Annotated in this window: 23 protein-coding genes and 1 tRNA gene; 7 read left to right on the top strand and 17 right to left on the bottom strand. The window is 66.1% G+C overall.

Going from position 1 to position 24,225, the window contains the following annotated elements; genetic code table 11:
* Window positions 1-164: 164 nt before the first annotated feature.
* Window positions 165-1,400, bottom strand: a complete 1,236-nt coding sequence (locus ASE61_RS10615; protein WP_061966849.1) for a urate hydroxylase PuuD — start codon at window positions 1,398-1,400, stop codon at window positions 165-167.
* A 240-nt stretch (window positions 1,401-1,640) separates the two neighbouring features.
* On the opposite strand from ASE61_RS10615, the gene uraH reads away from it, so the two are divergent.
* From uraH to ASE61_RS10600, 3 genes are all read left to right on the top strand, one after another.
* A complete protein-coding gene (gene uraH, locus ASE61_RS10610; protein WP_061966848.1) occupies window positions 1,641-1,994 on the top strand; it encodes a hydroxyisourate hydrolase in 354 nt (117 codons plus the stop codon).
* 6 nt (window positions 1,995-2,000) lie between these two features.
* Window positions 2,001-3,425 (top strand): allantoinase PuuE, encoded by a 1,425-nt coding sequence (gene puuE, locus ASE61_RS10605; RefSeq protein WP_061966847.1) that lies wholly within the window; start codon window positions 2,001-2,003, stop codon window positions 3,423-3,425.
* 69 nt (window positions 3,426-3,494) lie between these two features.
* Window positions 3,495-3,653 carry a hypothetical protein gene (locus ASE61_RS10600; protein WP_156407041.1) on the top strand — a complete coding sequence of 53 codons (159 nt, stop codon included), beginning with the start codon at window positions 3,495-3,497 and terminating at the stop codon, window positions 3,651-3,653.
* 3 nt (window positions 3,654-3,656) lie between these two features.
* Here the strand turns inward: ASE61_RS10600 and ASE61_RS10595 are convergent, their stop codons facing one another.
* Window positions 3,657-5,114: an SNF2-related protein gene (locus ASE61_RS10595; RefSeq protein WP_244492795.1), complete on the bottom strand. Its 1,458-nt coding sequence runs from the start codon at window positions 5,112-5,114 to the stop codon at window positions 3,657-3,659.
* Between the two features lie 83 nt (window positions 5,115-5,197).
* On the opposite strand from ASE61_RS10595, the gene ASE61_RS10590 reads away from it, so the two are divergent.
* Window positions 5,198-6,586 (top strand): M20 family metallopeptidase, encoded by a 1,389-nt coding sequence (locus tag ASE61_RS10590; RefSeq protein ID WP_061966845.1) that lies wholly within the window; start codon window positions 5,198-5,200, stop codon window positions 6,584-6,586.
* Window positions 6,587-6,591: 5 nt separating this feature from the next.
* Here ASE61_RS10590 and ASE61_RS10585 read toward each other — a convergent pair whose 3' ends face one another.
* A complete protein-coding gene (locus ASE61_RS10585) occupies window positions 6,592-6,849 on the bottom strand; it encodes a hypothetical protein (protein ID WP_061966844.1) in 258 nt (85 codons plus the stop codon).
* Window positions 6,850-7,074: 225 nt separating this feature from the next.
* On the opposite strand from ASE61_RS10585, the gene ASE61_RS27485 reads away from it, so the two are divergent.
* Window positions 7,075-7,413, top strand: coding sequence for an RcnB family protein (locus tag ASE61_RS27485; protein ID WP_061966843.1), 339 nt, complete (start codon window positions 7,075-7,077; stop codon window positions 7,411-7,413).
* Between the two features lie 127 nt (window positions 7,414-7,540).
* Here the strand turns inward: ASE61_RS27485 and ASE61_RS10575 are convergent, their stop codons facing one another.
* From ASE61_RS10575 to ASE61_RS10560, 4 genes are all read right to left on the bottom strand, one after another.
* Complete coding sequence (locus ASE61_RS10575; RefSeq protein ID WP_061966842.1) at window positions 7,541-8,335, bottom strand: hypothetical protein; 795 nt, start codon at window positions 8,333-8,335, stop codon at window positions 7,541-7,543.
* 466 nt (window positions 8,336-8,801) lie between these two features.
* Window positions 8,802-8,877 (bottom strand) — tRNA-Lys (locus tag ASE61_RS10570).
* Between the two features lie 139 nt (window positions 8,878-9,016).
* Complete coding sequence (locus ASE61_RS10565; protein ID WP_061967262.1) at window positions 9,017-10,294, bottom strand: solute carrier family 23 protein; 1,278 nt, start codon at window positions 10,292-10,294, stop codon at window positions 9,017-9,019.
* 331 nt (window positions 10,295-10,625) lie between these two features.
* Window positions 10,626-12,203 (bottom strand): 2-isopropylmalate synthase, encoded by a 1,578-nt coding sequence (locus tag ASE61_RS10560; RefSeq protein ID WP_061966841.1) that lies wholly within the window; start codon window positions 12,201-12,203, stop codon window positions 10,626-10,628.
* A 412-nt stretch (window positions 12,204-12,615) separates the two neighbouring features.
* Here ASE61_RS10560 and ASE61_RS10555 point away from each other — a divergent pair, with 412 nt between their 5' ends.
* Entirely contained in the window at window positions 12,616-13,257 is a 642-nt protein-coding gene (locus tag ASE61_RS10555; protein ID WP_061966840.1) for a YoaK family protein, read from the top strand.
* Window positions 13,258-13,321: 64 nt separating this feature from the next.
* Window positions 13,322-13,666, top strand: coding sequence for a hypothetical protein (locus tag ASE61_RS10550; protein WP_061966839.1), 345 nt, complete (start codon window positions 13,322-13,324; stop codon window positions 13,664-13,666).
* A gap of 117 nt (window positions 13,667-13,783) precedes the next feature.
* On the opposite strand, the gene ASE61_RS10545 is transcribed toward ASE61_RS10550, so the two are convergent.
* The 10 genes from ASE61_RS10545 to ASE61_RS10500 all read right to left on the bottom strand — a co-directional run bounded on the left by ASE61_RS10545 (window position 13,784) and on the right by ASE61_RS10500 (window position 24,066).
* Window positions 13,784-15,871, bottom strand: a complete 2,088-nt coding sequence (locus ASE61_RS10545) for a M3 family metallopeptidase (protein ID WP_082617357.1) — start codon at window positions 15,869-15,871, stop codon at window positions 13,784-13,786.
* Window positions 15,872-15,898: 27 nt separating this feature from the next.
* On the bottom strand, window positions 15,899-16,621 hold the full coding sequence (locus ASE61_RS10540; protein WP_061966837.1) for a hypothetical protein: 723 nt from the start codon (window positions 16,619-16,621) through the stop codon (window positions 15,899-15,901).
* Window positions 16,618-17,517, bottom strand: coding sequence for a PhzF family phenazine biosynthesis protein (locus tag ASE61_RS10535; protein ID WP_061966836.1), 900 nt, complete (start codon window positions 17,515-17,517; stop codon window positions 16,618-16,620). Before ASE61_RS10535 ends, ASE61_RS10540 begins: the two co-directional genes overlap by 4 nt.
* A gap of 4 nt (window positions 17,518-17,521) precedes the next feature.
* The gene (locus ASE61_RS10530) at window positions 17,522-18,637 is read right to left on the bottom strand and encodes an endonuclease/exonuclease/phosphatase family protein (protein WP_061966835.1); all 1,116 of its coding nucleotides are present in this window, start codon (window positions 18,635-18,637) and stop codon (window positions 17,522-17,524) included.
* A gap of 10 nt (window positions 18,638-18,647) precedes the next feature.
* Window positions 18,648-19,496: a pyridoxal kinase PdxY gene (gene pdxY / locus ASE61_RS10525; RefSeq protein ID WP_061966834.1), complete on the bottom strand. Its 849-nt coding sequence runs from the start codon at window positions 19,494-19,496 to the stop codon at window positions 18,648-18,650.
* Between the two features lie 104 nt (window positions 19,497-19,600).
* Window positions 19,601-20,680: a sensor histidine kinase gene (locus tag ASE61_RS10520; protein ID WP_244492792.1), complete on the bottom strand. Its 1,080-nt coding sequence runs from the start codon at window positions 20,678-20,680 to the stop codon at window positions 19,601-19,603.
* Between the two features lie 89 nt (window positions 20,681-20,769).
* Window positions 20,770-21,801: an ABC transporter substrate-binding protein gene (locus ASE61_RS10515; protein ID WP_061967258.1), complete on the bottom strand. Its 1,032-nt coding sequence runs from the start codon at window positions 21,799-21,801 to the stop codon at window positions 20,770-20,772.
* A gap of 95 nt (window positions 21,802-21,896) precedes the next feature.
* The gene (locus tag ASE61_RS10510; protein ID WP_061966833.1) at window positions 21,897-22,388 is read right to left on the bottom strand and encodes a hypothetical protein; all 492 of its coding nucleotides are present in this window, start codon (window positions 22,386-22,388) and stop codon (window positions 21,897-21,899) included.
* A gap of 11 nt (window positions 22,389-22,399) precedes the next feature.
* Window positions 22,400-23,191, bottom strand: a complete 792-nt coding sequence (locus tag ASE61_RS10505; protein WP_061966832.1) for an ABC transporter permease — start codon at window positions 23,189-23,191, stop codon at window positions 22,400-22,402.
* Window positions 23,188-24,066 (bottom strand): ABC transporter ATP-binding protein, encoded by an 879-nt coding sequence (locus ASE61_RS10500; RefSeq protein WP_082617393.1) that lies wholly within the window; start codon window positions 24,064-24,066, stop codon window positions 23,188-23,190. Before ASE61_RS10500 ends, ASE61_RS10505 begins: the two co-directional genes overlap by 4 nt.
* Window positions 24,067-24,225: the final 159 nt, after the last annotated feature.

Below are 24,225 nucleotides of genomic sequence, written 5' to 3'. Positions count from 1 at the left end.
GCTGAAGAAAGAGGAAATGGATGTGTGAAGGACGAGGTCACGGCGCCCCGAAGCACGCATCCGTCATGGTCGGGCCTGTCCCGCCCATCCACGTCTTCGCTGTTCAAGGGATGTGTTCAAGGCGTGGATGCTCGCCACAAGGGCGAGCATGACGGCGCAACGCCTCAGCGCGCGGCAGCAAGCCAGCCCGCCAGTGCCTTCCGCTCGGCCGGGGTCATCCCGGAGAGGTTGTTCGGCGGCATCGCATGGGTCATCACGGCTTGCGTCCGAATGGCGCGGGCATGGATCGCGATCTGTTCGGGCTCATGCAGCAGCACACCCTTCGGCGCGATCTGGATGCCCGGCCAGGACGGCTCCGGCGCATGGCACATGGCGCAACGCCCGGTCACGATGTTCGAGACTTCGGTCGGCGGCAGTGTCATGCCCGCCAGCAGGACGAGCTTGGCCGCATCCTGTGGCTTCAGGCCGAGCTGCTCGCGCCCGCCCGGCGAGGACGACATCGCCACCCAGAACGCGAGCCAGAGCGCCAGGATCGCCACCGCCCAGCACCACCAGGGCGATTTCGCGTGGTCGGCATGGCGGATATTGAAGAAATGCCGGATCAGCGCTCCGGCCACGATCACCAGCGCCACCAGCAGCGGGATCACGCTCGAATTGGCGTAGGTCACCGGATAGTGGTTCGACAGCATCAGGAACAGCACCGGCAGGGTGATGTAGTTGTTATGCGTCGAGCGCTGCTTGGCGGCCTTGCCGTATTTCGGATCGGGCTTCTCGCCGGCGACGAGCGCAGCGATCACCGTCCGCTGGCCGGGCATGATGTTGAAGAAGACATTGGCGGTCATGATCGTCGCCATCAGCGCGCCGGTATGGATCAGCGCCCCGCGCCCGGAGAAAACATTGGCGAAGGCCCAGCTCGCCGCGACGACATAGCCGAAGCCGACGAGGCCCAGCCACACGTCATGCCGGCCGAGCGGCGACTTGCAGAGCAGGTCGTAGATCAGCCAGCCGACCACCAGCGCCGCGATGCCGATCGCGCCCGCGGCAAAAGGCGACAGCTGCATCACCGCCGGATCGATCAGGTAGAGCTCCGACTGCGCGTAATAGACCCAGACCAGCAGGAAGAAGCCCGAGATCCAGGTCCAGTAGCTCTGCCACTTGTGCCAGGTCAGCTCGGCCGGCATCACGGCCGGCGCGACCATGTATTTGCGCATCTCGTAGAAGCCGCCGCCATGGACCTGCCAGGCGCGGCCACCTGTGCCGGGCGGGATATCCTCGGCCGGCTTCAGCGAGGCATCGAGATGGATGAAGAAGAAGGAGGCTCCGATCCAGGCGATCGCCGTGATGACATGGAGCCAGCGCAGCATCATGCCGCCCCATTCCATCAGATAAGCTGCAAGCATGGCGCTGCGCTCCGCGAAGGCTGATGATCGTCCCGAATCCGGAAGATGCGGCTTCGAAGGCGGAAACTAGCCTGCTTTCGCCGTCTCTGAAATCGCCCCCGCGCCGACCTTCCGGAAAGACGATCCTGGCGAACATGCTGCTATCGATTTTCGCGCCGGTCGCTTTACAGTCGCGAAGGTCCGTGGCCACGCCGGAATCGGCGCCCGCCGGATATCGACGCCTTCAGGAGAAGCCGGCGCATGGGACATCTTTCGACGCATGTGCTGGACACGGTCAACGGTCGCCCGGGCGCCGGCATCGCGGTGTCGCTGGATCGGCTCAGGGCCGACGGCACGCGCGAGCGGCTGGCCGAGGCCGTGACCAATGCCGATGGCCGCACCGATTCAGCTTTGCTCTCGGGAACGCTGGTGCCCGGCACCTATGAACTGACCTTCGCGATCGGCGCCTATTTCCGCGGCCTCGGCACCGCCTTGCCGCAGCCCGCCTTCCTCGACCTCGTCCCCGTCCGCTTCGGCATTGCCGAGCCGGAGGGGCGCTACCACGTCCCGCTCCTGGCTTCGCCCTGGAGCTATTCCACCTATCGCGGCAGCTAGACCATCATGAGCCAGACCACCTATCCGCGCGACATGAAGGGCTATGGCCGCGCGGCTCCGCATCCGCACTGGCCGGGCGAGGCCCGCATCGCCGTCCAGTTCGTGATCAATTACGAGGAAGGCGGCGAGAACTGCATCCTCCATGGCGATGCGGCCTCTGAAGCCTTCCTCTCCGAGATCGTCGGCGCCGCGCCCTGGCCGGGCCAGCGCCACATGAACATGGAGTCGATCTACGAATACGGCTCCCGCGCCGGCTACTGGCGGCTCTGGCGGATGTTCACGCAGCGGAACATGCCCGTCACCGTCTTCGCCGTCGCTTCGGCGCTCGCCCGCTATCCCGAGATCGTCGGCTCGATGCAGGAGGCCGGCTGGGAGATCGCGACCCACGGCCTGAAATGGATCGACTATCGCGATACGCCGAAGGAGCGCGAGCGCGCCGATATCCTGGAAGCGATCCGCATCCAGACCGAGCTCGCGGGGACACGCCCGCTCGGCTGCTATCAGGGCCGCACCTCCGAGAACACCATTCCCCTGACGATGGAGGAAGGCGGCTTCCTCTACACGGCCGATGTCTATGCCGACGAACTGCCCTATTGGCTAAGCGGACCGAAGGGACCGCAGCTCGCCGTGCCCTACACGCTCGACGCCAACGACATGCGCTTCGCCACGCCGCAGGGCTTCAACACCGGCGAGCAGTTCTTCACCTACCTTAAGGACTCGTTCGACACGCTCTATGCCGAGGGCGAGACCGCGCCGAAGATGATGTCGATCGGCCTGCATTGCCGCCTCGTCGGCCGCCCCGGACGCGCCGCCGCGCTCGCCCGCTTCCTCGACTATGTACAGAGCCATGAGCGGATCTGGGTCGCGACCCGCCTCGACATCGCCCGTCACTGGGTCAGGACGCAGCCGCCGGCTGGCGGTTATGTACCCTCGAAGCTGCCTAAGGCGCTGTTCACCGAGGTCTTCGGCCGCGTCTGGGAGCATTCGCCCTGGATCACTGAGGCCGCCCACGACGCCGGCATCGGCGCAAACCATGACACGGCGGAAAGCCTGCACGCGGCGATGGTCTCAAGCATGCGCAAGGGGTCAGCCGAACAGCAGAAATCCTTGCTCGCGGCCCATCCCGACCTCGCCGGCAAGCTCGCCGCCGCAGGCGAGCTCACACCTGAATCGACGCAGGAGCAGGCCGGCGCCGGGCTCGACCGCCTCAGCAGCGACGAGCGCGTCCGCTTCACCGCGCTGAACGAGGCCTACAAGGCCCGCTTCGGCATCCCCTTCATCATGGCGGTGAAGGGGGCGACCAAGGCCCAGATCCTCGCCGCCTTCGATGCGCGGCTCAAGAACACGCCGGAGCAGGAAACCGCGACGGCGCTGGCCGAGGTCGAGAAGATCGCCCTGTTCCGGCTGAAGGAATTGCTGCCGCCGGGCTAAGCCCGCCCAGACTGGAACCGTCCTTCGATCGCGGCGTTGATGGTGCGCTATCGAGGAGGGTTTCCGTTCGTGTTCCGACTGCTTCTGGTCATCATCGTGCTCGTCGTCGGCTATGACGCCGTCGTCCATCAGGGCGCCTATACGCGCGACGCCTGGAACAGCATCGTTCGCCTCACCGGCTCATCGGTCGAGGGCGCCAAGGAACTCGGCGAGCGCGCCCGCAACTGAGCCTTACGCGGCCGCCCGCCCCTCGACGATCCCGGCGATCGCCTCCAGCATCCGCGTATCGTCGCCGGCGAGCCCTTCCATCGCCGCCATGCGCTGGATCACCGTACCGGCGATCGCCTCCTCCACCGTGTCCTCGGCATAGGCATAGAAGATCGTCGCGTGCTGGCCGTCGCGATGGCAGCGGCCCTCGATCTGCTGGAGCTGAATCGCGCTGTGGCGCATGTCGTGGATGACGAGCGCCCGCTCGCGCTCGCCGCCCGGCATCTCGCCCCGATGCAATGAGATCGACTCGGTGACGGTAAAGATCACCGCGTCGAGCTGACCGGTCTGGAAGGCGATGCGGGTCTCCTCGTTCTGCAGACCCGAGCGCTCGCCGTTGATCTCGGCCGTCCGCCAGCCGCGCCCCCTGAGCGTATCGGCAAGCATCGCACTGGTTTCGAGGAAGGCGACGGAAATCGCCACCTGCTCGTCATTGCCCAAGAGGTCCTCGCAGAAATCGGCCGTACCGGGGATACGCAGCAGGCTCGCCTTCTGGCGGAAGCGCAGATCGGCGGCCCAGCCCTGCGGCTTGCGCGTCGAGCCGCCGGCCAGCCCCAATTCCTTCCGGAACTCGCGCCAGGTCGCGTCATAGAGCTTGCGTGCCGCCGTATCGAGCGCGACCGGCGCCAGCTCCCGCTGCACCTCGGGCCAGCCCGCGATCTCCTCCGGCCGGCGGCGCAGGCCGATGGCGTTAGCGCCGCGATAGAGCAGATCGGCCATCACCTTCCTATCGGCCTCGTTCGGCTCCCAGCTCCAGTTCTTCCAGCGCCCCTTGGCCCGGCCGATCTTCAGCCGCTTCATCAGCACGCGAAACCCGTCGAGATCGGCTGTGGGCATGCCCGCCGCCTTGGCCAGCAACCCCGCGAGATAGGACAGCTCATGCGGCGACTGGCCGGCCGTCGCACTCATATAGATCGTGAAATCGGCGGCTTCCGCCATCTGCCGGCAGACCAGCCCCTGCTGCGAGTTGGGATTGCGGATGCGGTGCGCCTCGTCGATCACGACGAGCGGCCAGGCACGCTTAGGGCGGCCATGCTTGGCGATCTCGTTGTTCTTCGCCCGCGTCGAGCGCTTCTTGCTGTCGGCGACAGGCGCGAGCAGCGACTTCGTCTTCTCGAAATTCATCAGCGTCACGCGCTTCGCCGGCAGGCCGGACAGCGTCATGGTCCGCCGCCATTGCGGGATCGCGCCCTTCGGGCAGATCACTAGCACCTCCTCTTCCGGCATGGCCGAGAGTGCGAGCCAGGCCGAGAGCGTCTTGCCGAGCCCGGTGAGGTCGCCAAGCAGGAAACCCGCCGCGCCCTTGGCCCGCGCCGCCAGGATGGCGTCGCGAGCGACGAGCTGGTGCGGATGCGGGATCATGATCATGCGGTCGGAGGAGCCTTGTCGGTCGGCGCGGCGCCCGCCCTGCCCGGCAGGCATGGCGCGCCCGGCTCTCTTGGCACTGGCGTTCGCTTCCGTCCACCGGCACTGTGCCGGCCACTTATTGGGGAGACCACAAGACCATGACCCGCGCGCAGGCGATCGCGAAAGCTCAGGACTATTTCGATTCAGGCCGGATGAAGACCGATCTCGGCCGGCTCGTCGCGATCCCGACCGAAAGCCAGAACCCCGACCGTGCTCCCGTGCTGGGCGAGTATCTCGACAAGGAGATGCAGCCCCTGCTCGAATCGCTCGGCTTCACCTGCCGCATCCTGACCCATGCCAAGGCGCGCGGCCCCTTCCTCTATGCCGAGCGCATCGAGGACCCTGCCCTGCCGACCATCCTCGGCTATGGCCATGGCGACGTCATCCGCGGCCTCGACGCACAATGGAGCGAAGGCCTTTCCCCGTGGAAGCTCGTCGAGCGTGACGGCCGCTGGTACGGCCGCGGCGTCGTCGACAACAAGGGCCAGCACCTCATCAACATCAACGGCCTGCGCGCCGTGCTGGAGACGCGCGGCAAGCTCGGCTTCAACGCCAAGTATCTGATCGAGATGGGCGAGGAATCCGGCTCGCCCGGCCTGCGCGAACTCTGCGAGGATGAGGCCGAACTGCTCAAGGCCGATATCCTGATCGCCTCGGACGGGCCGCGCCTCAATGCCGAGCGCCCCACCGTCTTCCTCGGCGCCCGCGGCGTCATCACCTTCGACCTGCAGATCAAGGCGCGCGATGGCGGTCACCATTCCGGCAACTGGGGCGGCATCCTCTCCGATCCGGCGATCCAGCTCGCCCATGCCATCGCCTCGATCACCTCGCCCACTGGCCAGATCCGCATCCATGAATGGGTGCCGAAGGAGCTGCCCGCCGGGGTGCGTCGCGCGCTCGCCGATTGCGAGATCGATGGCGGCCCGGGCGGCCCGACCATCGATCCGAACTGGGGCGAGCCCGGCCTCTCCCCGGCCGAACAGGTCTTCGGCTGGTGCTCCTTCGACGTGCTGGCGATGAAATCCGGCGTCCCGGAAACCCCGGTCAACGCCGTGCCGCCGAGTGCTTGGGCCCGCGTCGCCTTGCGCTTCGTCGTCGGCATCGATCCGCGCGACGTCGCCCCGGCGCTCCGCCGCCATCTCGATCGCCATGGCTTCGACATGGTCGAGATCGTCATGCCGGGCACCGAGCGCTTCGGTGCGACGCGGCTCGACCCCGACGATGCCTGGGTCCGCTTCACCATCGCGTCGATCGCGGAGAGCACCGGCAAGAAGCCGGCCCTGCTGCCCAATCTCGGCGGCTCGCTCCCGAACGATATCTTCGCCGAGATCCTGAAGCTGCGCACGATCTGGGTGCCGCACTCCTATCCCGGCTGCTCGCAGCACGCCCCGGACGAGCACCTGCCGGCCGCCATCGCCCGCGAAGGCCTCGTCGCCATGGCCGGGCTCTACTGGGATATCGGTTCGGACAACGCCCCGAAGGTCTAAGCGGACTATTCCTGCGGCTGGCGCGGATCGCGCCCCGGCGGCAGATCGATCGGCGTCGCCGGGGGAGCCTCCGGCGGCGCATTCGGCGGCAGTTCCGGCGGTGGCTCGGTCGGGATGCCCTGCGGTTCCTCGTCCGGTGGCGATTCGACCGGCGGAGCCGGCGGCACCTCGCCCGGCGTCAGGGGCGGCGCCTCGGGTGGCGGATCGGGGATGGCGGGCGTATTGCCAGGCGCGGCCGTGAGGCCTTGATCGAATTGCATCATGCGAAAACTGTCCTTTCGGACAGGAACGCCCGAGCCGCCGAAAGGCTCCCTCTCCCCCGGAAAACGCCACTCCGTCAGAGCAACGCCAAGCGCGGTCAAGCAACGATCGAAAATGAAAAACTCATTACAGCTTACAGGAACATTACAGAGAATTAATCCAACTATTCATCTCCCGTTTAATGACGATGCTTCACGATAACTCCATCGAGAACAGGAGATATCGTTATGAAAAAAATTATCGCCTCGGCAATCGCGGGCGCTTTTCTACTCGGAGCAACCGCTCCCAGCTTCGCTCAGTCTTACCGGGCACAGCATCACGGCCCCGCTCGTCACGGCCCGGTCCGTGTCGAGAAGCATGTGACGAAGAAGGTCATCGTCCGCAAGGATCGTTGGGCGCGCGGGCATGCCCTGCCCCGGCAGTACCGGCAGAGCTATGTGCGGGATTATCACCGCTACCATCTGCGTGCGCCGGGCCGCGGCCAGCGCTGGGTCAGGGTCGATAATCAGTTCATTCTGATCAACAGCATCACGGGCATGATCGCAGCCCTCGCCGCGGCCCGCTGAGCCCGGCACGATGCGGAACGGGCGGCGGCAGCACATGCCAGCCGCTCGCTTCAGCGAGGCATCTATTCAGCGATGTTCAGGAAAGGTCGTGGGTGCTCAAGCGCCAGCGCTTGGCGCTCGAGCAGCACTACGGGGCCGCGGCGTGAGCGTTCAGTTGAGCGCAGCGAGCCTGCAGGTGTTCTATGACCAGCTTCGCCTTGCGCGCGAAGCCAGACAGCCCGGTGGCGGCATTCACCGTCTGAGGAAGCCGGGCATCCTGAAGAATTACCTGGAATCCGAACTCATAATCGCCCTCGATATCGACATCGCCGATCCAGCGGACCAGTTCAGCCTCATTCTTTACAGGGTCCCACTCGGGATTAAGCATGGTCAGGCTCTGGACGTAACGGCCAATGATCGGAGGGGAGCTCGTGCTGACGATATCGGCCGTGACACTCAGGCCGACCGTGTGCTTGTCGTTGGCCATGGTGGCGAGCGTTCTCAACACGTCATTACCGCCGGCATATGTCTCCGATCGCGGATATGGGTGATGGGCCGCGAATACGTCCCACAGCCGCTCATCGATCCCTTTTTCTTTCAGGAGGCGCACCAGGTCCGTTGGGTTAGCCGACCAGGGGAAATTGGTGGAGCGCTTCTTCGGTGGCCCCGATATCAAGTTTCGCGCCGCGAAGGTCGCTTGGTCGAAGGCATGCCGCGTGGTGACAAGCGCCTCGGTTGCCTTACGACGCAAAGCCCCGGGAGGGCCCTCCCGCAAACGCAACTTCCGGACATTCTCTCCGGATTGCGTGTCGAACTCGGTGACGATTTCTGCAATGTCACCCCGCAGCCATGCAGCCGTGGCGGCGTTCAGCTCCGCCACAGCCTCCTCTGCCCAACTGACCGACTCTTTCGCTGGCTTGAATGCGGCCTCGACAGCGCTCATCGGCGGCCCTCCCCAAACGGAAGATAGCTGCCGCTTTCACGCGTGGGCGCGAACTTCGTCGCAGCACGGCACTTGTGCACCGCCGAATCTAAAATCTGGACAAGCCGCCGCTTGTTGAATCATCCGAAGGATGGCCCGCGTCATGATCAAGCTGGAGCATGTCAGCCTTCGCCCGCGAGAGCGCGATCGCGCGTCGCGGAAATATGAAGCGCGATGCCTGGCGGATCTCCCGGATCTCCGCGGGCCGCAGCCGCCGGATCGCCGGGATTGATGGGTCCGCGCCTAGTCTGGAATCAGGAGGAGGACGACGCCGAGGCGCCGGCGGAACCGCGCCGCAAGCAGGGATGAGAACAGAAGTCATACATGTGACGTTTGTGATCGCTCATACGGCGTCATCTGTTCCCCGCACGTTCTCACGACAGAAAACCGCTGGGAAGCCAAACGTTAGCTATTTCAAGGAAGGTCGTGGTGGGTGATGTAGGGCTCGAACCTACGACCCGCTGATTAAGAGTCAGCTGCTCTACCAACTGAGCTAATCACCCATACGCCACGAAGCGCCGCCGGTCAGCGGCGTTAGCCGCGTCAGGCAGGGGGCGTGTAGCAAAGGCCCCGCCCCCTGTCCACCCATCCGTGACAGATTTTTCATACGCGGCCGGAATAGCCCGGCCGCGCTGTGGATTGTCAGGCCGTGCGGCGGTTCAGCAGGTGATAGAGCACGATCGCGCCGAAGGTCGCGGTGCCGATTCCACCGAGCTCATAGCCGAAGATCGGCAGCTTCAGGTCGCCGGCGCCGAGGATCAGCGCGGTCGCCACCGTGATCAGGTTCTTCGGCTCCGAAAAGTCGACCTTGTTCTCGACCCAGATCCGGCCGGCGGTCGCCGCGATCAGGCCGAAGACCACGACGGCGAGGCCGCCGAGCACCGCGACGGGGATGGTGCCGATCACCGCGCCGAACTTCGGCGAGAAGCCAAGCAGCAACGCGATGATGCCGGCCGCGACGAAGACCAGCGTGGAATAGACCCGGGTCACCGCCATCACGCCCATGTTCTCGGCATAGGTGGTGACGCCCGTGCCGCCGCCCGAGCCGGCGATCATGGTGCCAAGACCGTCGGCGAAGAAGCCGCGCCCGATCAGGCGGTCGAAATTGCGCCCGGTCATCACCGAGATGCCCTTGATATGGCCGAGATTCTCCGCGACCAGGATGATCGCGACCGGCACGATCAGCGTGATCGCCTTCATCTCGAAGACCGGCGCCACGAATTGCGGCAGGCCGAACCAGGCGGCCGCGCCGATCTTGCCGAAATCGATCGTCGGCGCACCGAAGCTCGATGCCGTCAGCGCATAGAGGATGTAGGCGGCAAGCCCACCGATCAGGATCGGCAGGCGCTGCGGCAACCCGCGCGCATAGACTGCAACCAATGCGACCGCGACGACCGTGAACAGCGCGATCCATTTCGTGTAGGGGCTGGCCGAGATCATGCTGATCGCGACCGAGGTCAGGTTGAGGCCGATGGCGGCCACGACCGCGCCGGTCACGACCGGCGGCAGCAGCTTCTCGATCCAGGCGGTGCCGACGCCCTGCACGATTAGGCCGATCACGGCATAGACCGCGCCGCAGGCGATGATACCGCCGAGCGCGACCGCGATATTCGGATTGGGGCCGGAGCCGGCATAGCCCGTCGCTGCGATGACGACGCCGATGAAGGCGAAGGAGGAGCCGAGATAGCTCGGCAGCTGCCCGCGCGTGATGACGAAGAAGAGCAGCGTCGCCAGCCCTGAGAAGAAGATCGCGACATTCGGGTCGAAGCCCATCAGCACCGGCGCGAGCACTGTCGAGCCGAACATGGCCACGACATGCTGCAGGCCAGCCACGACCGTCTGGCCGGTCGGCAGCCGCTCATCCGGCATCACGGCGCCGGAGGTCTTCAAGGTCCAGTTCGGAAAATAGCCCATCGGCATCGCGCTCCCCAGGGTCGCCGGGGGAGCGACCGCACCGGAAGCGCAGATGAAGGCAAAAAGCGAGCCGGCGCCAGATCGCGCCGGCGTCATCCACCGGAATCGAAGCGTCACGTGCTGCGTACGATCAACTGGTCGATGCCGGGCTGTCATCCCGTGCGCGCTGCGGCATGAAATGCCGCTGCGCTGACACGGGACCGTGTTCAGGAAGAGGCGCCCTTGCGGAGAGCACGACGAAAGGAGCCCTGCGCGGCACGCGGTCCCGTGTCTGCGCCGCAGCGTTTCACGCTGCAGCGCGCACGGGATGACACCCTTTCACCAAGGGCGCCCTCGCTTACTCCGCAGCCTGCGCGTGCAGGCGGCCGCCCCGCGCGATCAGCTTGTTGAGCGCGGCGAGATAGGCCTTCGCCGAAGCGACCAGCGTATCGGGATCGGCGCCGCGGCCGGTCACCGACGAGCCGTCGCGCGACAGCCTGACGGAAACCTCCGCCTGCGCATCGGTGCCCTCGGTCACCGCATGGACATCGTAGAGCTCCATCGTCACCTCATGCGGCACGATCGCCTTGATCGCATTGAAGATCGCGTCGATCGGGCCGTTGCCCTCGACCTCCTCGGTGACGTGCTTGCCCTCGACATCGAGCTTCATGGTCGCGCGCTGCGGGCCGCGCGTGCCGGCGATCACCGTCAGCGATTCCAGCTTGATGCGGTCATGGGCGGTGGCGATGTTCTCGTCGACCAGCGCCTCGATATCCTCGTCATAGACATGCTTCTTGCGGTCGGCCAGCGCCTTGAAGCGGGTGAAGGCGTCTTCCAGCTGGTTGTCGCCGAGATCGTAGCCCATCTCCTTCAGCTTCGAACGGAAGGCGGCGCGGCCCGAATGCTTGCCCATCACCAGCGAGGTCTTGGTCACGCCGACCGATTCCGGCGTCATGATCTCGTAGGTCGTGTTGTTCTTCAGCATGCCGTCCTGGTGGATGCCGCTCTCATGGGCGAAGGCGTTCCGGCCGACGATCGCCTTGTTGTACTGCACCGGGAAGGAGCAGGCGGTCGAGACGGCCTTGGAGACGCGCATCAACTGCGTCGCGTCGATGCCGGTGTCGTAGGGCAAGACGTCGGCGCGCACGCGCAGCGCCATCACGATCTCTTCCAGCGCGGCATTGCCGGCGCGCTCGCCGATGCCGTTGACCGTGCATTCGACTTGCCGGACACCACCCTCGATCCCCGCCAGCGAATTCGCGACGGCCAGGCCCAGATCATTATGGCAGTGCGCCGAGAAGATCGCCTTGTCGGCGTTCGGCACGCGCTCGCGGACGGCCTTGAACATGGCGCGATACTCGTCCGGCGTGGCATAGCCGACCGTGTCGGGCAGGTTGATCGTGGTCGCGCCCGCCCTGATCGCGGCCTCGACCGTGCGGCAGAGATAGTCGATCGGCGTGCGGGTGGCATCCATCGCCGACCACTCGACATCCTCGACTAGGTTGCGCGCCTGGGTCACCGTCCCGGTGATGATCTCCAGCACCTGCTCCTGCGTCTTGCGCATCTGGTGTTCCAGATGGATCGGCGAGGTCGAGACGAAGGTGTGGATGCGCGGCTTCACCGCATGGCGCACCGCCTCGCCGGCCCGGGCGATATCGGCGCTGATGGCGCGGGCGAGACCGGCGACGGTCGCGCGCTTCAGGCGGCGGGCGATCTCGGACACCGCCTCGAAATCGCCGTCGGACGCGATCGGGAAGCCGGCCTCGATGATGTCGACGCCCATGGCGTCCAGCATCTCGGCGATCTCCAGCTTCTCCTCGAAGGTCATGGTGGCGCCGGGGCACTGCTCGCCGTCGCGCAAGGTGGTGTCGAAGATCAGGACGCGGTCCTTGTCCGAGGGCTTCTGGACGGAGCCGGACTGGGTCGGGTTGGTCATGGTTCTGCTTCCGGGTGTCGGCGCGCCGCGGAATTTTGGAAAAGGCGGGCGCTGGGTTTTCTGTCGGCGGTTCTCGTCACTCCCCTGAGCGCCCAGGCAACATGCCCGGCCGGCCCTCAGGGGCAGCTAAGGAGAAGAAGGCCAAGAAGCGAGAACGGAGCGCGAGCGCGCATGCCGACGACCTGCGCAGCGGCGCAGTCCTTCGTCAGGTCATGGCGGGCGGTCGAAACCACGGGCGTTCCTCACATCGACAGGACAGGATGTAACCGAAGCACGGGGTCCAGCGCAAGCATATGTCGCATGCCGATTTGAATTAAGAACAGACGGCTCCTGTGAATTAGGATGGCGCAGCGCGATTCGGCCGGCGGTCGCGCGACATTGGGGGGCTGGCCAGAATGTCGGAGCGCCGCGCATGATGCGCTATGACCGGCCTGTCATCGGCCTTGCCTTCTGCCTGTCCGGCCTGGCGGGCTTTGTCGATGCGCTCGGATTCCTCAGCCTCGGCGGCTTCTTCGTCTCCTTCATGAGCGGCAACACCACCCGCTTCGCCATCGAGCTCGCCGGGCGCCACGCCGGCGGCATCCTGCTCGCCGTGACGATCCTAGGGCTCTTCGTCCTCGGCGTGGTCGGCGGCTCGCTCGCGGGGCATTTCGCCGGGCGCCAGCGCAAGGCGGCAGTTCTCGCCTTCGTCACGCTCGCCCTGCTGATCTCGGCCGGCCTCGACTCGATCGGGCTGGGCATCGCCGGCGCCGGCGTCCTCGCCATCGCAATGGGCGCGGAGAACAGCGTCTTCCAGCGCGACGGCGAGGTCACGATCGGCCTGACCTATATGACAGGAACGCTGGTGAAGATGGGGCAGCGCATCGCCGGCGCCCTGCTCGGCGGGCCGAAGCTCGCCTTCCTGCGCCATTTCGTGCTCTGGCTCGGTCTGCTCAGCGGCGCCATCGCCGGCGCTGTCGCGCATGGCCGCATCGGGCTCGATGCGGTCTGGCTGGCCGCAGGCGCCGCCGCCCTCTTCACGGTCGTGGCGCTCTTCATGCCCGAGCCCGACTGACAGCAGCTTTGCCGGCCCCGCGGAATCGGGCATGCTCCCAGCTTGATCAGCCGGAGCCTCCCCGATGCGCGTCTCTACCATCCTTATCCCGGCTTTCGCCGCGCTCCTGCTCTCCGCCTGCCAGACGCCATCGGGCGGCCCGCCCCCGGCGCCGTCGCCGTCGCAGGCCGCGCCCGGCGTGACGCCGAATACCTTCCGCATGCCCTCGGGCACCGGCTGCTCCGGTGAGGTCGAGCGCTTCCAGGCGGTGATCGATAACGACTTCAACACCGGCCACACAACCAAGGGCGTGCATGACCGGGTCAGCAGCGAGATTGCACGCGCCCGCACGACCTGCTCAGGCGGCAACGATGCCGGCGCGATCGGCCAGATCAGGGCGACCAAGGCGAAGTTCGGTTATCCCGGCTGAGCCAAAAAGCCAGCACCGTCATGCTCGCCCTTGTGGGCGAGCATCCACGTCTTGAACATTGCCCGAGAGAAGACGTGGATGGTCGGGACGAGCCCGACCATGACGGAATGCGGCGGCTTAAGCCGCCAGTCCCCGCTTCTCCAGCAGCGCATCCGGCGTCGGCAGCCGCCCGCGGAAGAGCGTATAGGCCTCAGCCGCATCGCGGGTGTCGCCGGCCGAATAGATGTAGCGCTTCAGCTTCTCCGCGACCGCGGGCGAGAAGACGTCGCCGGTCTCGGTGAAGGCGTTGAAGGCGTCGGCATCCATCACCTCCGACCAGAGATAGCTGTAATAGCCGGCCGAATAGCCGTCGCCCGAGAAAACATGGGTGAAATGCGGCGTGCGGTGGCGCATCGTGATCTCGGCGGGCATGCCGAGGCGGGCAAGCTCCGCCGCCTCGAAGGCGAGCGGATCGACCTCGGCCGGGGCCTCCAGCGAATGGAAGGCGAGATCGACGAGCGCCGATGAGGTGTATTCCACCGTGGCGAAACCCTGGTTGAAGGTCTGCGCCTTTTCGATCTTCTCGATCAGCGCCTCCGGGATCGGCTCGCCCGTTTCGGCATGGTGGCAATATTCGCGCATCACCTCGCGCGTCATGAACCAGTGCTCGTAGAGCTGCGAGGGCAGTTCGACGAAATCGCGCGCAACCGACGTGCCCGCGAGCGAGCCATAGGTCACGTCCGAGAGCAGCCCGTGCAGCGCGTGGCCGAACTCGTGGAAGAGCGTGCGCGCATCGTCGAGCGAGAGCAGCGCCGGCTTGCCCTCGGCGGGCTTCGCGAAATTGCAGACATTGACGATGATCGGCCGGGTCTCGCCGTCGAGCTTGCGCTGGCCCCGGAAGGCGCTCATCCAGGCGCCGGAGCGCTTCGACGCGCGGGCGAAGTAGTCGCCGACGAACAGGCCGATATGGCGCCCGCTCGCGGTCTCCTTGACCTCGAAGATGCGCACGTCCGGGTGATAGCCCTTGAGTTCCGGCCGCTCCGCGAAGGAGAGCCCGAACAGCTTGCCGGCGACGTCGAAAGCCGCCTGCCTCACGCGGTCGAGCTGGAGATACTGCTTCAGCACGGCCTCATCGAGCGCATAGGTCTTCTGCCGGACCTTCTCGGCGTAGTGGCGCCAGTCCCAGGGGCGGATCGGGCCGTTCTCGCCCTCGCTCTGCGCCAGCGCCGCGAGATCGGCCGCCTCACGCGCCGCGCGCGCCTTGGCCGGCTTCCAGACCAGCTCCAGCAGCCCGCGCACGTGCTCCGGCGTCTTCGCCATGGCATCGTCGAGCTTGAAATGCGCGAAGGTCGGATAGCCCAGCAGCTTCGCCTTCTCGGCCCGAAGCTTCACCATCTCGGCAACGATCGCGCGGTTGTCGCTCTCACCGCCGTTCTCGCCGCGCTTGCTCCAGGCGATGAAGGCCTCTTCGCGCAGGTCGCGGCGGGTCGAGAAGGTCAGGAACGGCTCGATGATCGAGCGCGACAGCGTCACCGCGTGCTGGCCAGGCTTGCCGCGATCGGCAGCAGCGCGCGCCATCGCCGCCTTCACGAAGTCAGGCAGGCCGGCGAGGCCAGCCTCGTCCGCGATGAAGAGCGCATAGGAGGATTCGTCCTTCAGCACGTTCTGGCTGAACTGCGTGCCGAGCCCCGCCAGCCGCTCGTTGATCGCGGCGAGGTGCTTCTTGTCTTCGGAGCCGAGCTTCGCGCCCGAGCGGATGAAGCCCTTGTAGCTCCGCTCCAGCAGGCGCGCCTGCTCCGGGTTCAGACCGAGCCCATCGCGCCTGGCATTGACCGCATCGACGCGGGCGAAGAGCCCCTCGTCCATCATGATCGCCGACCAGTGCCGCGACGTGATCGGCGACATCTCGCGCTCGATCGCCTGCAAGGCTTCGTTCGTATCGGCACCGGTCAGGTTGTAGAACACGCCGCCGACGCGGGAGAGCGCGCGCCCTGCCCGCTCCAGAGCCTCGATCGTATTGGCGAAGTCCGGCTCTGCCTTATCCGCAACGATCGCCGCGATCTCGGCTTTGTGCTTGGCCAGCGCCGCCTCGAAAGCCGGGCGGATATGCTCCGGCTTGATCGCAGCGAAGGGCGGCAGGCGGAACGGCGTCTCCCAGCGCGTGGCGAAGGGGTTCTCCGCCGGCAGCACAAGAGCCTCGGGATAAGCAGTTTCAACAGAAGTCATCGGATCACTTTCGTGAGGCAGGCAGGATCACTTGCCGTCGAAGATATGTGCGAGATAGCGGCGCATGAAGGGCGGCATGTCGTGGTTTTCGGTATCGGTGAGATCGCGCACGATGACGATGTCGGACAGCTCCTCCTCCTCGAGGTGCTTCATCCGCTCCAGCATCAGCGCCCGTGCCTCGTCCGCCGGCAGATCGATCTTGACCTCGCGCATGAAGGCGATGCGGCCCTGCTCGATCAATGCCGTCCAGCCCTCGCCGACCTGCAGCTCCTCGACGCGCAGGCCCGTCTCCTCGCCGAGCTCGCGCGTGACGCTGCCGGCGAGATCGAGCGTGCCGTCCGGGCGGGCGTCATCGCGATCCGGCGTGCCGGCGGCGAAATAGACCTTGCCGGCATTGGCCGTGTGGTCGCCCATCCTGCCGCAGAGAAAGGCGCCGTCATTGGCCCGGAGCGCCGCCATGGCGAAGCCGTTGCGGATGACCGGGCCGGGATGGCCTGCGTCGCGCCACGTCATGAAGGCCGCATAATCGGTCTCGAAATAGCCGGCCTCGAACACGCCGTCGCGGATCGCGGCGCGATGCTGGAGCATGATGCGGCCGTTGAACATCGCCGGCTTGCCGGCGCTGATCTCAGCCCAATGTGTCGCGATCTGCTCTGCATTCTCGCGCGCGAAGGCCCAGTCATAGGGCTCGACCAGGGCATCGACCCGCGACAGCGAGACGATCGTGCCGTTCTCGACACCATCGCTCACAGCAGCACGCCCTCGCTCACTACGATTGCCGAGCCACCGATCCGCGCGGAGGCGAGCATGCCGCCGCGCACGCTCAGCTCCAGCGTGATCTGCGACGGCCGGCCCATCTCGTAGCCCTGCTCGATGACGAGGCGGTGGTCGCCATCCTCGGGCTTGTCATAGGCCATGATCGCGCCGGCAAAGGCTGCAGCCGCACTGCCCGTCGCCGGATCCTCGACGACCCCGGCGCCTGGCCAGAACATGCGGGCATGGTAGTGATGCCCGACCTCGGCAGTCTCGCGGCTGTAGATGAAGGCGTTGCCGTTCGGCGTCGCCGCCATCACCCGCTCGAACGCACCGGAAACCCTCGCCTTGGCGATCGCCTCGCGGCCGGCGACGGGCACGGTCGTATAGGCGACGCCAGCCGAAAAGACGCTCGGTCGATGCGCATCAAAGCCGAGATCGGCCGGATCGAGCCCGAGCGCCTCCGCCAGTTGTGCCTCCGTGACGGATTGCGGGAGCAGCTCCGGCAGGCGCGGCAGGGTAAAGGTGGCATGGCCGGCATGACTGCCCTTGATCGAGACCGCGCAGGAGACCGGCCCGACCTTCTCTTCCAGCACCAGCATGTCGGCAGGCTTGCCCTCAGCCTCGTCGGCCAGCGCCAGCCAGACCGCCGTGCCGACCGTCGGATGGCCGGCGAAGGGCAGTTCGCCTCCCGGCGTGAAGATGCGGACGGAGGCGCGGTGCTCCGGCTTCTCCGGCGGCGCGACGAAGACCGTTTCGGACAGGTTGAATTCCCGGGCGATGGCCTGCATCGCCTCGGTGTCGAGCCCTTCGGACTGGAGCACCACGGCGAGCGGATTGCCGGCATGGCGGCGCGTGGTGAAGACGTCGAGCGTGACGAAGCGGCGTTTCATCAGGTCACCCTTCCGGGATGTCGAGATCGATGGTAAGCGGGCAATGGTCGGAGGCCTTGGGCCGGTCCCAGCCGACGCGTGGATAGCGGTTCGCACAGGTCGCGAGCTTCGCCATCGAGCGGTCCGGCTCGCGCGGATCGAGCGGCACGCGGTAAGGCAGTCCGCGCCGGATCATCTGCATGGCCGGCTTTGGATTGGCCGCCGCCAGCGTAGGCGAGAGCAGGATGCGGTCGAGCGGCATATGGCTGTCGACCAGCCTGTCCTGGCTTTCCGACCAGTAACGCCGGAAATGCGTCCATCGCTCATGCACCGGCAGGGTCTGCATCGGATCGACGGCGAAATCATCGAGCAAAGGCTCGATACCGCTATCGCCCTCATCGACCAGTTCGGCGCGTGGGCCGAGGCCATGGCGATAACCGTTGAGATCGCCCAGCACGATCCAGTTGGCTTCGCGCCAGCCGCCGCCGAAGCGCTGCTGGACCAGCCAGCGCACGGCCCGTGCCTCGGCGCGGCGCACCGGCAGCGTGGCGATCCGCCCATCCTCGCGGCCATTGTTCATCGACTTGAGATGGCAGCCGAACAGGCTGAGCCGTCGTCCGTCGAGCGTCAGCTCCACCTCCAGGCAATCCCGCGCGAACACCTTGGCCTGCGGCCCGATGCCGAACAGGGCGAGTTCGCGGTCATGCACGCCGGCCTGTGCGAAGGTCAGGTCCTTGTGCGAGCGCACCGTGACCTGCCCCTGCCCGAACAGGTCGCGCCGGGCCGCGAAGCCGATATCGATGCTGCGACGGTCATTGCCGTCGATCAGCGTGAAATGGCCGTAGCGATGATCGGCGATGCGGTGGACATAGTTGGCGAAGAAGGCCTGCAGGCTCGCCAGCGAATCGACCTCCTGCAGCATCCAGAGATCGGCCTGCGCCTCGGCAATGGCGAGCGCGGTCATCTGGCGCTTGTCGTCCTCCAGCGCAACCGCGAGCGAGCGCTCCACCGCGTCGCGCTCGTCGGCCCGCGGGAAGTGGAACAGCGACATCGCGGCGGCGGTCTCGGTGCGCCCGCCCGGCTCGAAGTGGTGCCGCGTCAGCAGGTTCTCGACATTGAAGGTGCCGACGCGCAGCTTCATCGCAATGCGCTCAGATCGCTTCCGGCGCGAAGACCTGCGAGGGGGTCACGAACTCGTCCTGCGCCGCGACCGTCAGGATCTCGCGCGAGCCCGCCTCCTTGGTGCGCCTCAGCAGCCCATAGATCGAGGACGCCGCCTTCGACAGCGCAGCCGCCGCCGATTCGTCGCGCAGGTAATGCGTGAAGAACAGCGCCGCGATCGCATCGCCCGCGCCATTGACGCTGACATCGAGCTTGGGCGTGCGCACCCGCCAGCTGCCCTTCGCATCGGCCGCCATCAGGTCGATCGAGTCGGCGGGTGTCTCCTCGGTCTCGAGCGAGGTCACCATGACGACCTTCGGGCCGGCATCGCGCAGCGCTTCCACGGCGCGATGCGCATCGGCCAGCGTCTTGATCTTGACATCGGTCAGCAGCTCCAGCTCGAACTGGTTGGGCGTCACGATATCGGCGGCCGGCACCGCCTGCTCGCGCATGAACTCGGGAATGCCCGGCCGCACGAAGACACCGCGCCCGACATCGCCGATCACCGGGTCGCAGCAGTAGAGGGCCTTGGGATTGGCCGCCCGCACCCGCTCCACCGCCGAGAGGATCGCATGGCCGATATCGGCCGAGCCCATATAGCCGGAGATCACACCGTCGCAATTGGCGAGCACGCCGCGCTCGGCGATACCCTCCATCACCTCGTCGATCATGCCGCCGTCGAAGACGCGGCCCTTCCAGTTGCCGTAGCCGGTATGGTTCGAGAACTGCACCGTGTGGATCGGCCAGACATCGACGCCGAGCCGCTGCATCGGAAAGGTTGCGGAGGCGTTGCCCACATGGCCATAGGCGACATGGGACTGGATCGAGAGAATATTCATGGTCCGAAGCGATACCCCGTTCGCGGTGGGAGCGCGAACCTAACGGCTCCGGCGCGAGGCGCAAATCGAAAGCGGTGAAGCGTTCCATCGCTCACGCAGAGCGGTTACTCCCGCGGCGCGATATTGGCCATCGTCGTGGTCAGGACGTAGCGCAGGCCTTCCGGCCTATAGTCCAGCTCGACCTCGCCCTGGAATTTCTGCGCCATGACGCGCTCCACCAGTCGCGAGCCAAACCCTTGCCGCCGTGGCTTCGCGACCGGCGGCCCGCCGCGCTCGATCCATTCGAAGCGGAAAGCATCCTCGGTCTGCGGCCGCCCGACGCTCCAGCGGACCGAGACCTCGCCGGTCTCGACCGAGAGCGCGCCGTATTTGACCGCATTGGTCGCAAGTTCGTTGGCGGCAAGCGCGAGCGTCATCGCCTGGTCGGCCGTCAATTGCAGCGGCGGCCCCTCGACGCGGATCGTGCCGATATCGGAGCGATGCGGCGCCAAAGCCCCGTCGATCACGGCGCGGATCGGCGCGCTGCTCCAGCTCGACCGGGTCAGGATGCTGTGCGCCTCGCCCAAGGTCGCGATGCGGTCGCTGAGGATCGACTGCGCCTCTTCCAGCGTCTCGGCCGAACGGAATGTCTGGCTGGCGATCGCGGCGATCATCGCCAGCGTGTTCTTCATGCGATGGGCGAGCTCGGCATTGAGCAGGCGGCCGTTGCGCTCCGCCTCCATCTTGCCCGTCGTCTCCATCACCGTGTCGATGATGCCGAGAACGCGGCCTGTCTCGTCGCGGATCGGGCTGTAGCAGAAGGTGAACCAGACCTCCTCGGCGTGGCCATAGCGATCGATCGTGAGCGGAAAATCCTCGATGAAGGTGGCCTCGCCCGCGAAGGCCTTGTCGACCAGCGGCCCGATCTCGTCCCAGACCTCTAGCCAGATGTCCCGGAAGGAACGCCCGAGCGCGCAGGGCTTGTCGCCGAGAATCGGAAGGAAGGCATCGTTATGGATCGTGATCAGATCGGCGCCCCAGACAATGCATTTGGGAAAGCGCGAATTGACCATCATGCCGACGGCAATCTTGAGCGCGGCAGGCCAGCGGGCGATCGGCCCGAGCGGCGTGGAACTCCAGTCATGCACTTGAATGGCAGCGGCCATCTCGCCGCCGCCATCCAGAAAGGCCGTTTCGCCGTTCACGTGTTTCCCCCAGCGCGAATCGGCGCAGCATGCACGGAAGGCGGAGCGGGCGCGACGTCAAAAGACAGGCGCCGCGCCCGCATCCACGATCACGAGCCGGAGGCCGCCTTCTTGGCGAAGCTGTCGATGAAGGTCTTCGTCAGGTCGACATTCGAGTTGGTCAGTTCGGGGTCGAGCAGCTTGAGCGAGTCGTACATGCTCTTCATCGCGTCGGGCGTCGCGATGCCGGTGCGCGAATAGCTCTCCTGCGAGTTCTTGACCGCGCGGATATAGAGCGCCTTGTCGCCGAGCAGGTACTCCTCCGGCACCAGCGCCGCGACATCCTCGGGCTTCGCCGTCTCCAGCCATTTCAGCGACTTCATCAGCGCGTTGACCAGCTTCTGGGTCGTGACCGGGTTCTTCTCGGCGAAATCGTTCTTGAGATAGAGCACCGCCGCCGGGTTCGAGCCGCCGAACAGCGCCTTGGTGCCAGCCTCGGTGCGGGTGTCGATCAGCGAGACGATGTCGCCATCGGCCTCGAGCTTCGAGGTGACGGGATCGAGATGCGAGATCAGGTCGACCTGCTTCTGCTTGATCGCTGCGACCGCGCTGGCGCCGGCACCGACGCCGATGATCGCGGCATCCGTCGCCTTCAGGCCCGCCTTGACCATGGCGTATTGCGCGGTCAGCGCCGTCGAGGAGCCCGGCGCCGTCACGCCGATCTTGAGGCCCTTGAAATCGGCAGCCGACTTGACCTTGTCGGCGAGGTCCTTGCGCACGGCGATGGTGATCGCCGGGAAGCGCCCGAGCTCGATCACGGCGCGGATATCCTGGCCCTTCGCCTGCATGCGGATGGTGTGCTCATAGGCACCCGTCACGACATCGACCGAACCGCCGACCAGCGCCTGCAGCGATTTCGCACCGCCGCCGAAATCGTTGATCTCGACATCGAGGCCCTGGTCCTTGAAATAGCCCTTCCTCTCCGCGACCGTCAGCGGAAGATAATAGAGGAGCTGCTTGCCGCCGACACCGAGCGTGAGCTTCGGCTTCTCGGCATTCTGGGCGAGCGCGGCATACGGCGCAGCGCCGAGAGCGGTGGAAAGAGCGAGCACGGCCAATGCGCCGCGGCGGGTAAACTTCATGGCGAAACCTCCGGTCGAATGAAGAAGGCGCTTCTCGATGGCGCACTCGCCGTAACGATAGGCGAGATCATTTGTCCACGGCAAGCGAGCGAAATCTAACGGGGATTGCACAATTGCCGGAAGCGCGAGACATGGCGCTCAACCTGCGCGAGGTCGAAGGAGGCGGTGAACTTGCGTTTGACCGCGAACGCCATCGACTTGCCGGCGAGCAACTGCCGGAAGAGCCCGATCGCCTTGCTCCCGCCCAGCGTCAGGTAGTCGTCGCGGCTGTCCATGTGCTGGACGATGTCCTCGCCCCCGTCGCGCGAGATCGTAACGTCCTCGCCCTCGACCGCCCAGACGGCGCCCGCTCCGAAATCGAGCGCGACGCCATAAGTCGACATGTCGTCGACGCGGCAGGAGATTACAACCATCACGTCGCGGCCGCCGCTCGCCTTGCTGGTCAGCACGAGGCGGTTGCGCTTGGCGTTGGCGCGCCCGTCGGAATTGACTTGGAGCATCGCCTCCGTCCGCGCCTGCGCCGGAAGCGCCGCGCAGCACAGGCCGGCCACCACCGCGGAGGACAGGAGCAGCGCCGGGATCCGCATCGCCCCCTCCTTCATGTCGTCGTGGTCGCACTCTGGCCGGGTCGCCAGACCAGCAATCGCTTCTCGACCAGCGTCACCAGCGCATCGATCGCGATGACGAAGATCGTCAGGATCAGCATGCCCGAGAACACGCCGGTGACGTCGAACACGCTCTCGGCCTCGTGGATCTTGTAGCCCAGCCCCGCCGACGAACCGAGATATTCGCCGACCACTGCACCAACCAGCGCGAAACCGACGGAGGTGTGCAGCGACGAGAACATCCAGGTCAGCGCGGACGGCCAGTAGACATGCTTGAAGAGCTGGCGCTCGTTCATGCCGAGCATGCGGGCATTGGCCAGGATCGTCGGCGAGACCTCGCGCACGCCCTGATAGACGTTGAAGAACACGATGAAGAAGACGAGCGTGAAGCCGAGCGCGACCTTCGACCAGATGCCCAGGCCGAACCAGAGCGCGAAGATCGGCGCCAGCACGACGCGCGGCAGGGCGTTCGCCGCCTTGATATAGGGGTCGAACACCGCCGAGAGCAGCTCACGCCGCGCAAAAGCGAAGCCGAACAGGATGCCGGCGAGCGAGCCGATGACGAAGGCCAGCACCGTCTCGGTCAGCGTGATGCCGAGATGCCAGTAGATGTCCGCGCTGGTGAGCTGCTTGAAGGTGCGCGTCAGCACTGCGACCGGCGTCGAGAAGAAGAACTGGATCGTCTTCACGTCGCCGAACAGGCTCGTCGTCGTCGCGACATGCCAGATCGCCAGGAAGGCCACCATCACCAGGACCTGGAGGAAGAGGAGCTTCACCCGCTTCATGATGCGTCTCCTCCGACGAGTTCCCGGCCCTCGCCCATCGCATAGGCCTTCTGCACCTCGACGCGCAGCGAGGACCAGATGTCGCGATGGATCTCGTGGAAGGCCTTCTCCAGCCGGATATCGGCAATGTCGCGCGGGCGCGGCAGGTCGACCTTGTAATCGGCGACGATCCCCGCCGCAGGCCCCGCCGACATCACCACGACCCGGTCGGAGAGCGCGATCGCCTCCTCGAGGTCATGGGTCACGAACATCAGCGCCTTGCGGTCGCGCGACCACAGGTCGAGCAGGAGATTGCCCATGATCTGCCGGGTCTGCGCGTCGAGCGGCCCGAAGGGCTCGTCCATCAGCAGGATCTCGGGATTGCGGATCAGCATCTGCGCCAGGCTGACGCGCTTGCGCTGCCCGCCCGAGAGCATGTGCGGATAGCGGTCGACGAAGGTCCTCAAGCCCACGCGGCCGAGCCATTCGCGGGCGCGCTGGTCAGCCTCCTGATTCGACACGCCCATCGGTTCCAGCGCGACCTTGACGTTGTCCAGCGCCGTCTTCCACGGCATCAGCGCATCCTGCTGGAAGAGATAGCCGGCGCGCCGGTTCAGCCCGGACAATGGCTTGCCGAAGATCCCGACCGAGCCGGCCGAGGGCGAGAGCAGCCCCGCCGCCGCATTCAGCAGCGTGGACTTGCCGCAGCCGGTCGGCCCGACGATCGAGACGAACTCGCCGGGATGAACCTTGAGATCGATGCCCTTCACTGCCTGGTAGCGACCGCCATCGGCGAGATGGAAGGTGATGTCGACGCCGCCGAGCTTGACCGCCGGATCGCCCGACGGACCCGGCCCTGCTCCCGCACCCTGGTGCGGGCGATCCTGCAACTCCATGAAATCCGTTTCCCCGTCAGGCGCCGTCTTGTGCCGGGCCGCCAGCTTTTCCGCGTTGCCGGAATTAATAGGCGATCGTCCGGGGAAGGCAACGATGCCCATGCGGCGGCCCGTCGCTTGCATCGTACCAGTGACCCAGCCATATGGCGTGACCGACCC

It is taken from the genome of Allobosea sp. Root670 (assembly GCF_001429415.1).
Classification (GTDB): Bacteria; Pseudomonadota; Alphaproteobacteria; order Rhizobiales; family Beijerinckiaceae; genus Allobosea; species Allobosea robiniae.
Note: the sequence above shows the minus strand (reverse complement) of the source record. Positions and strands in the feature narration are given on the sequence as shown.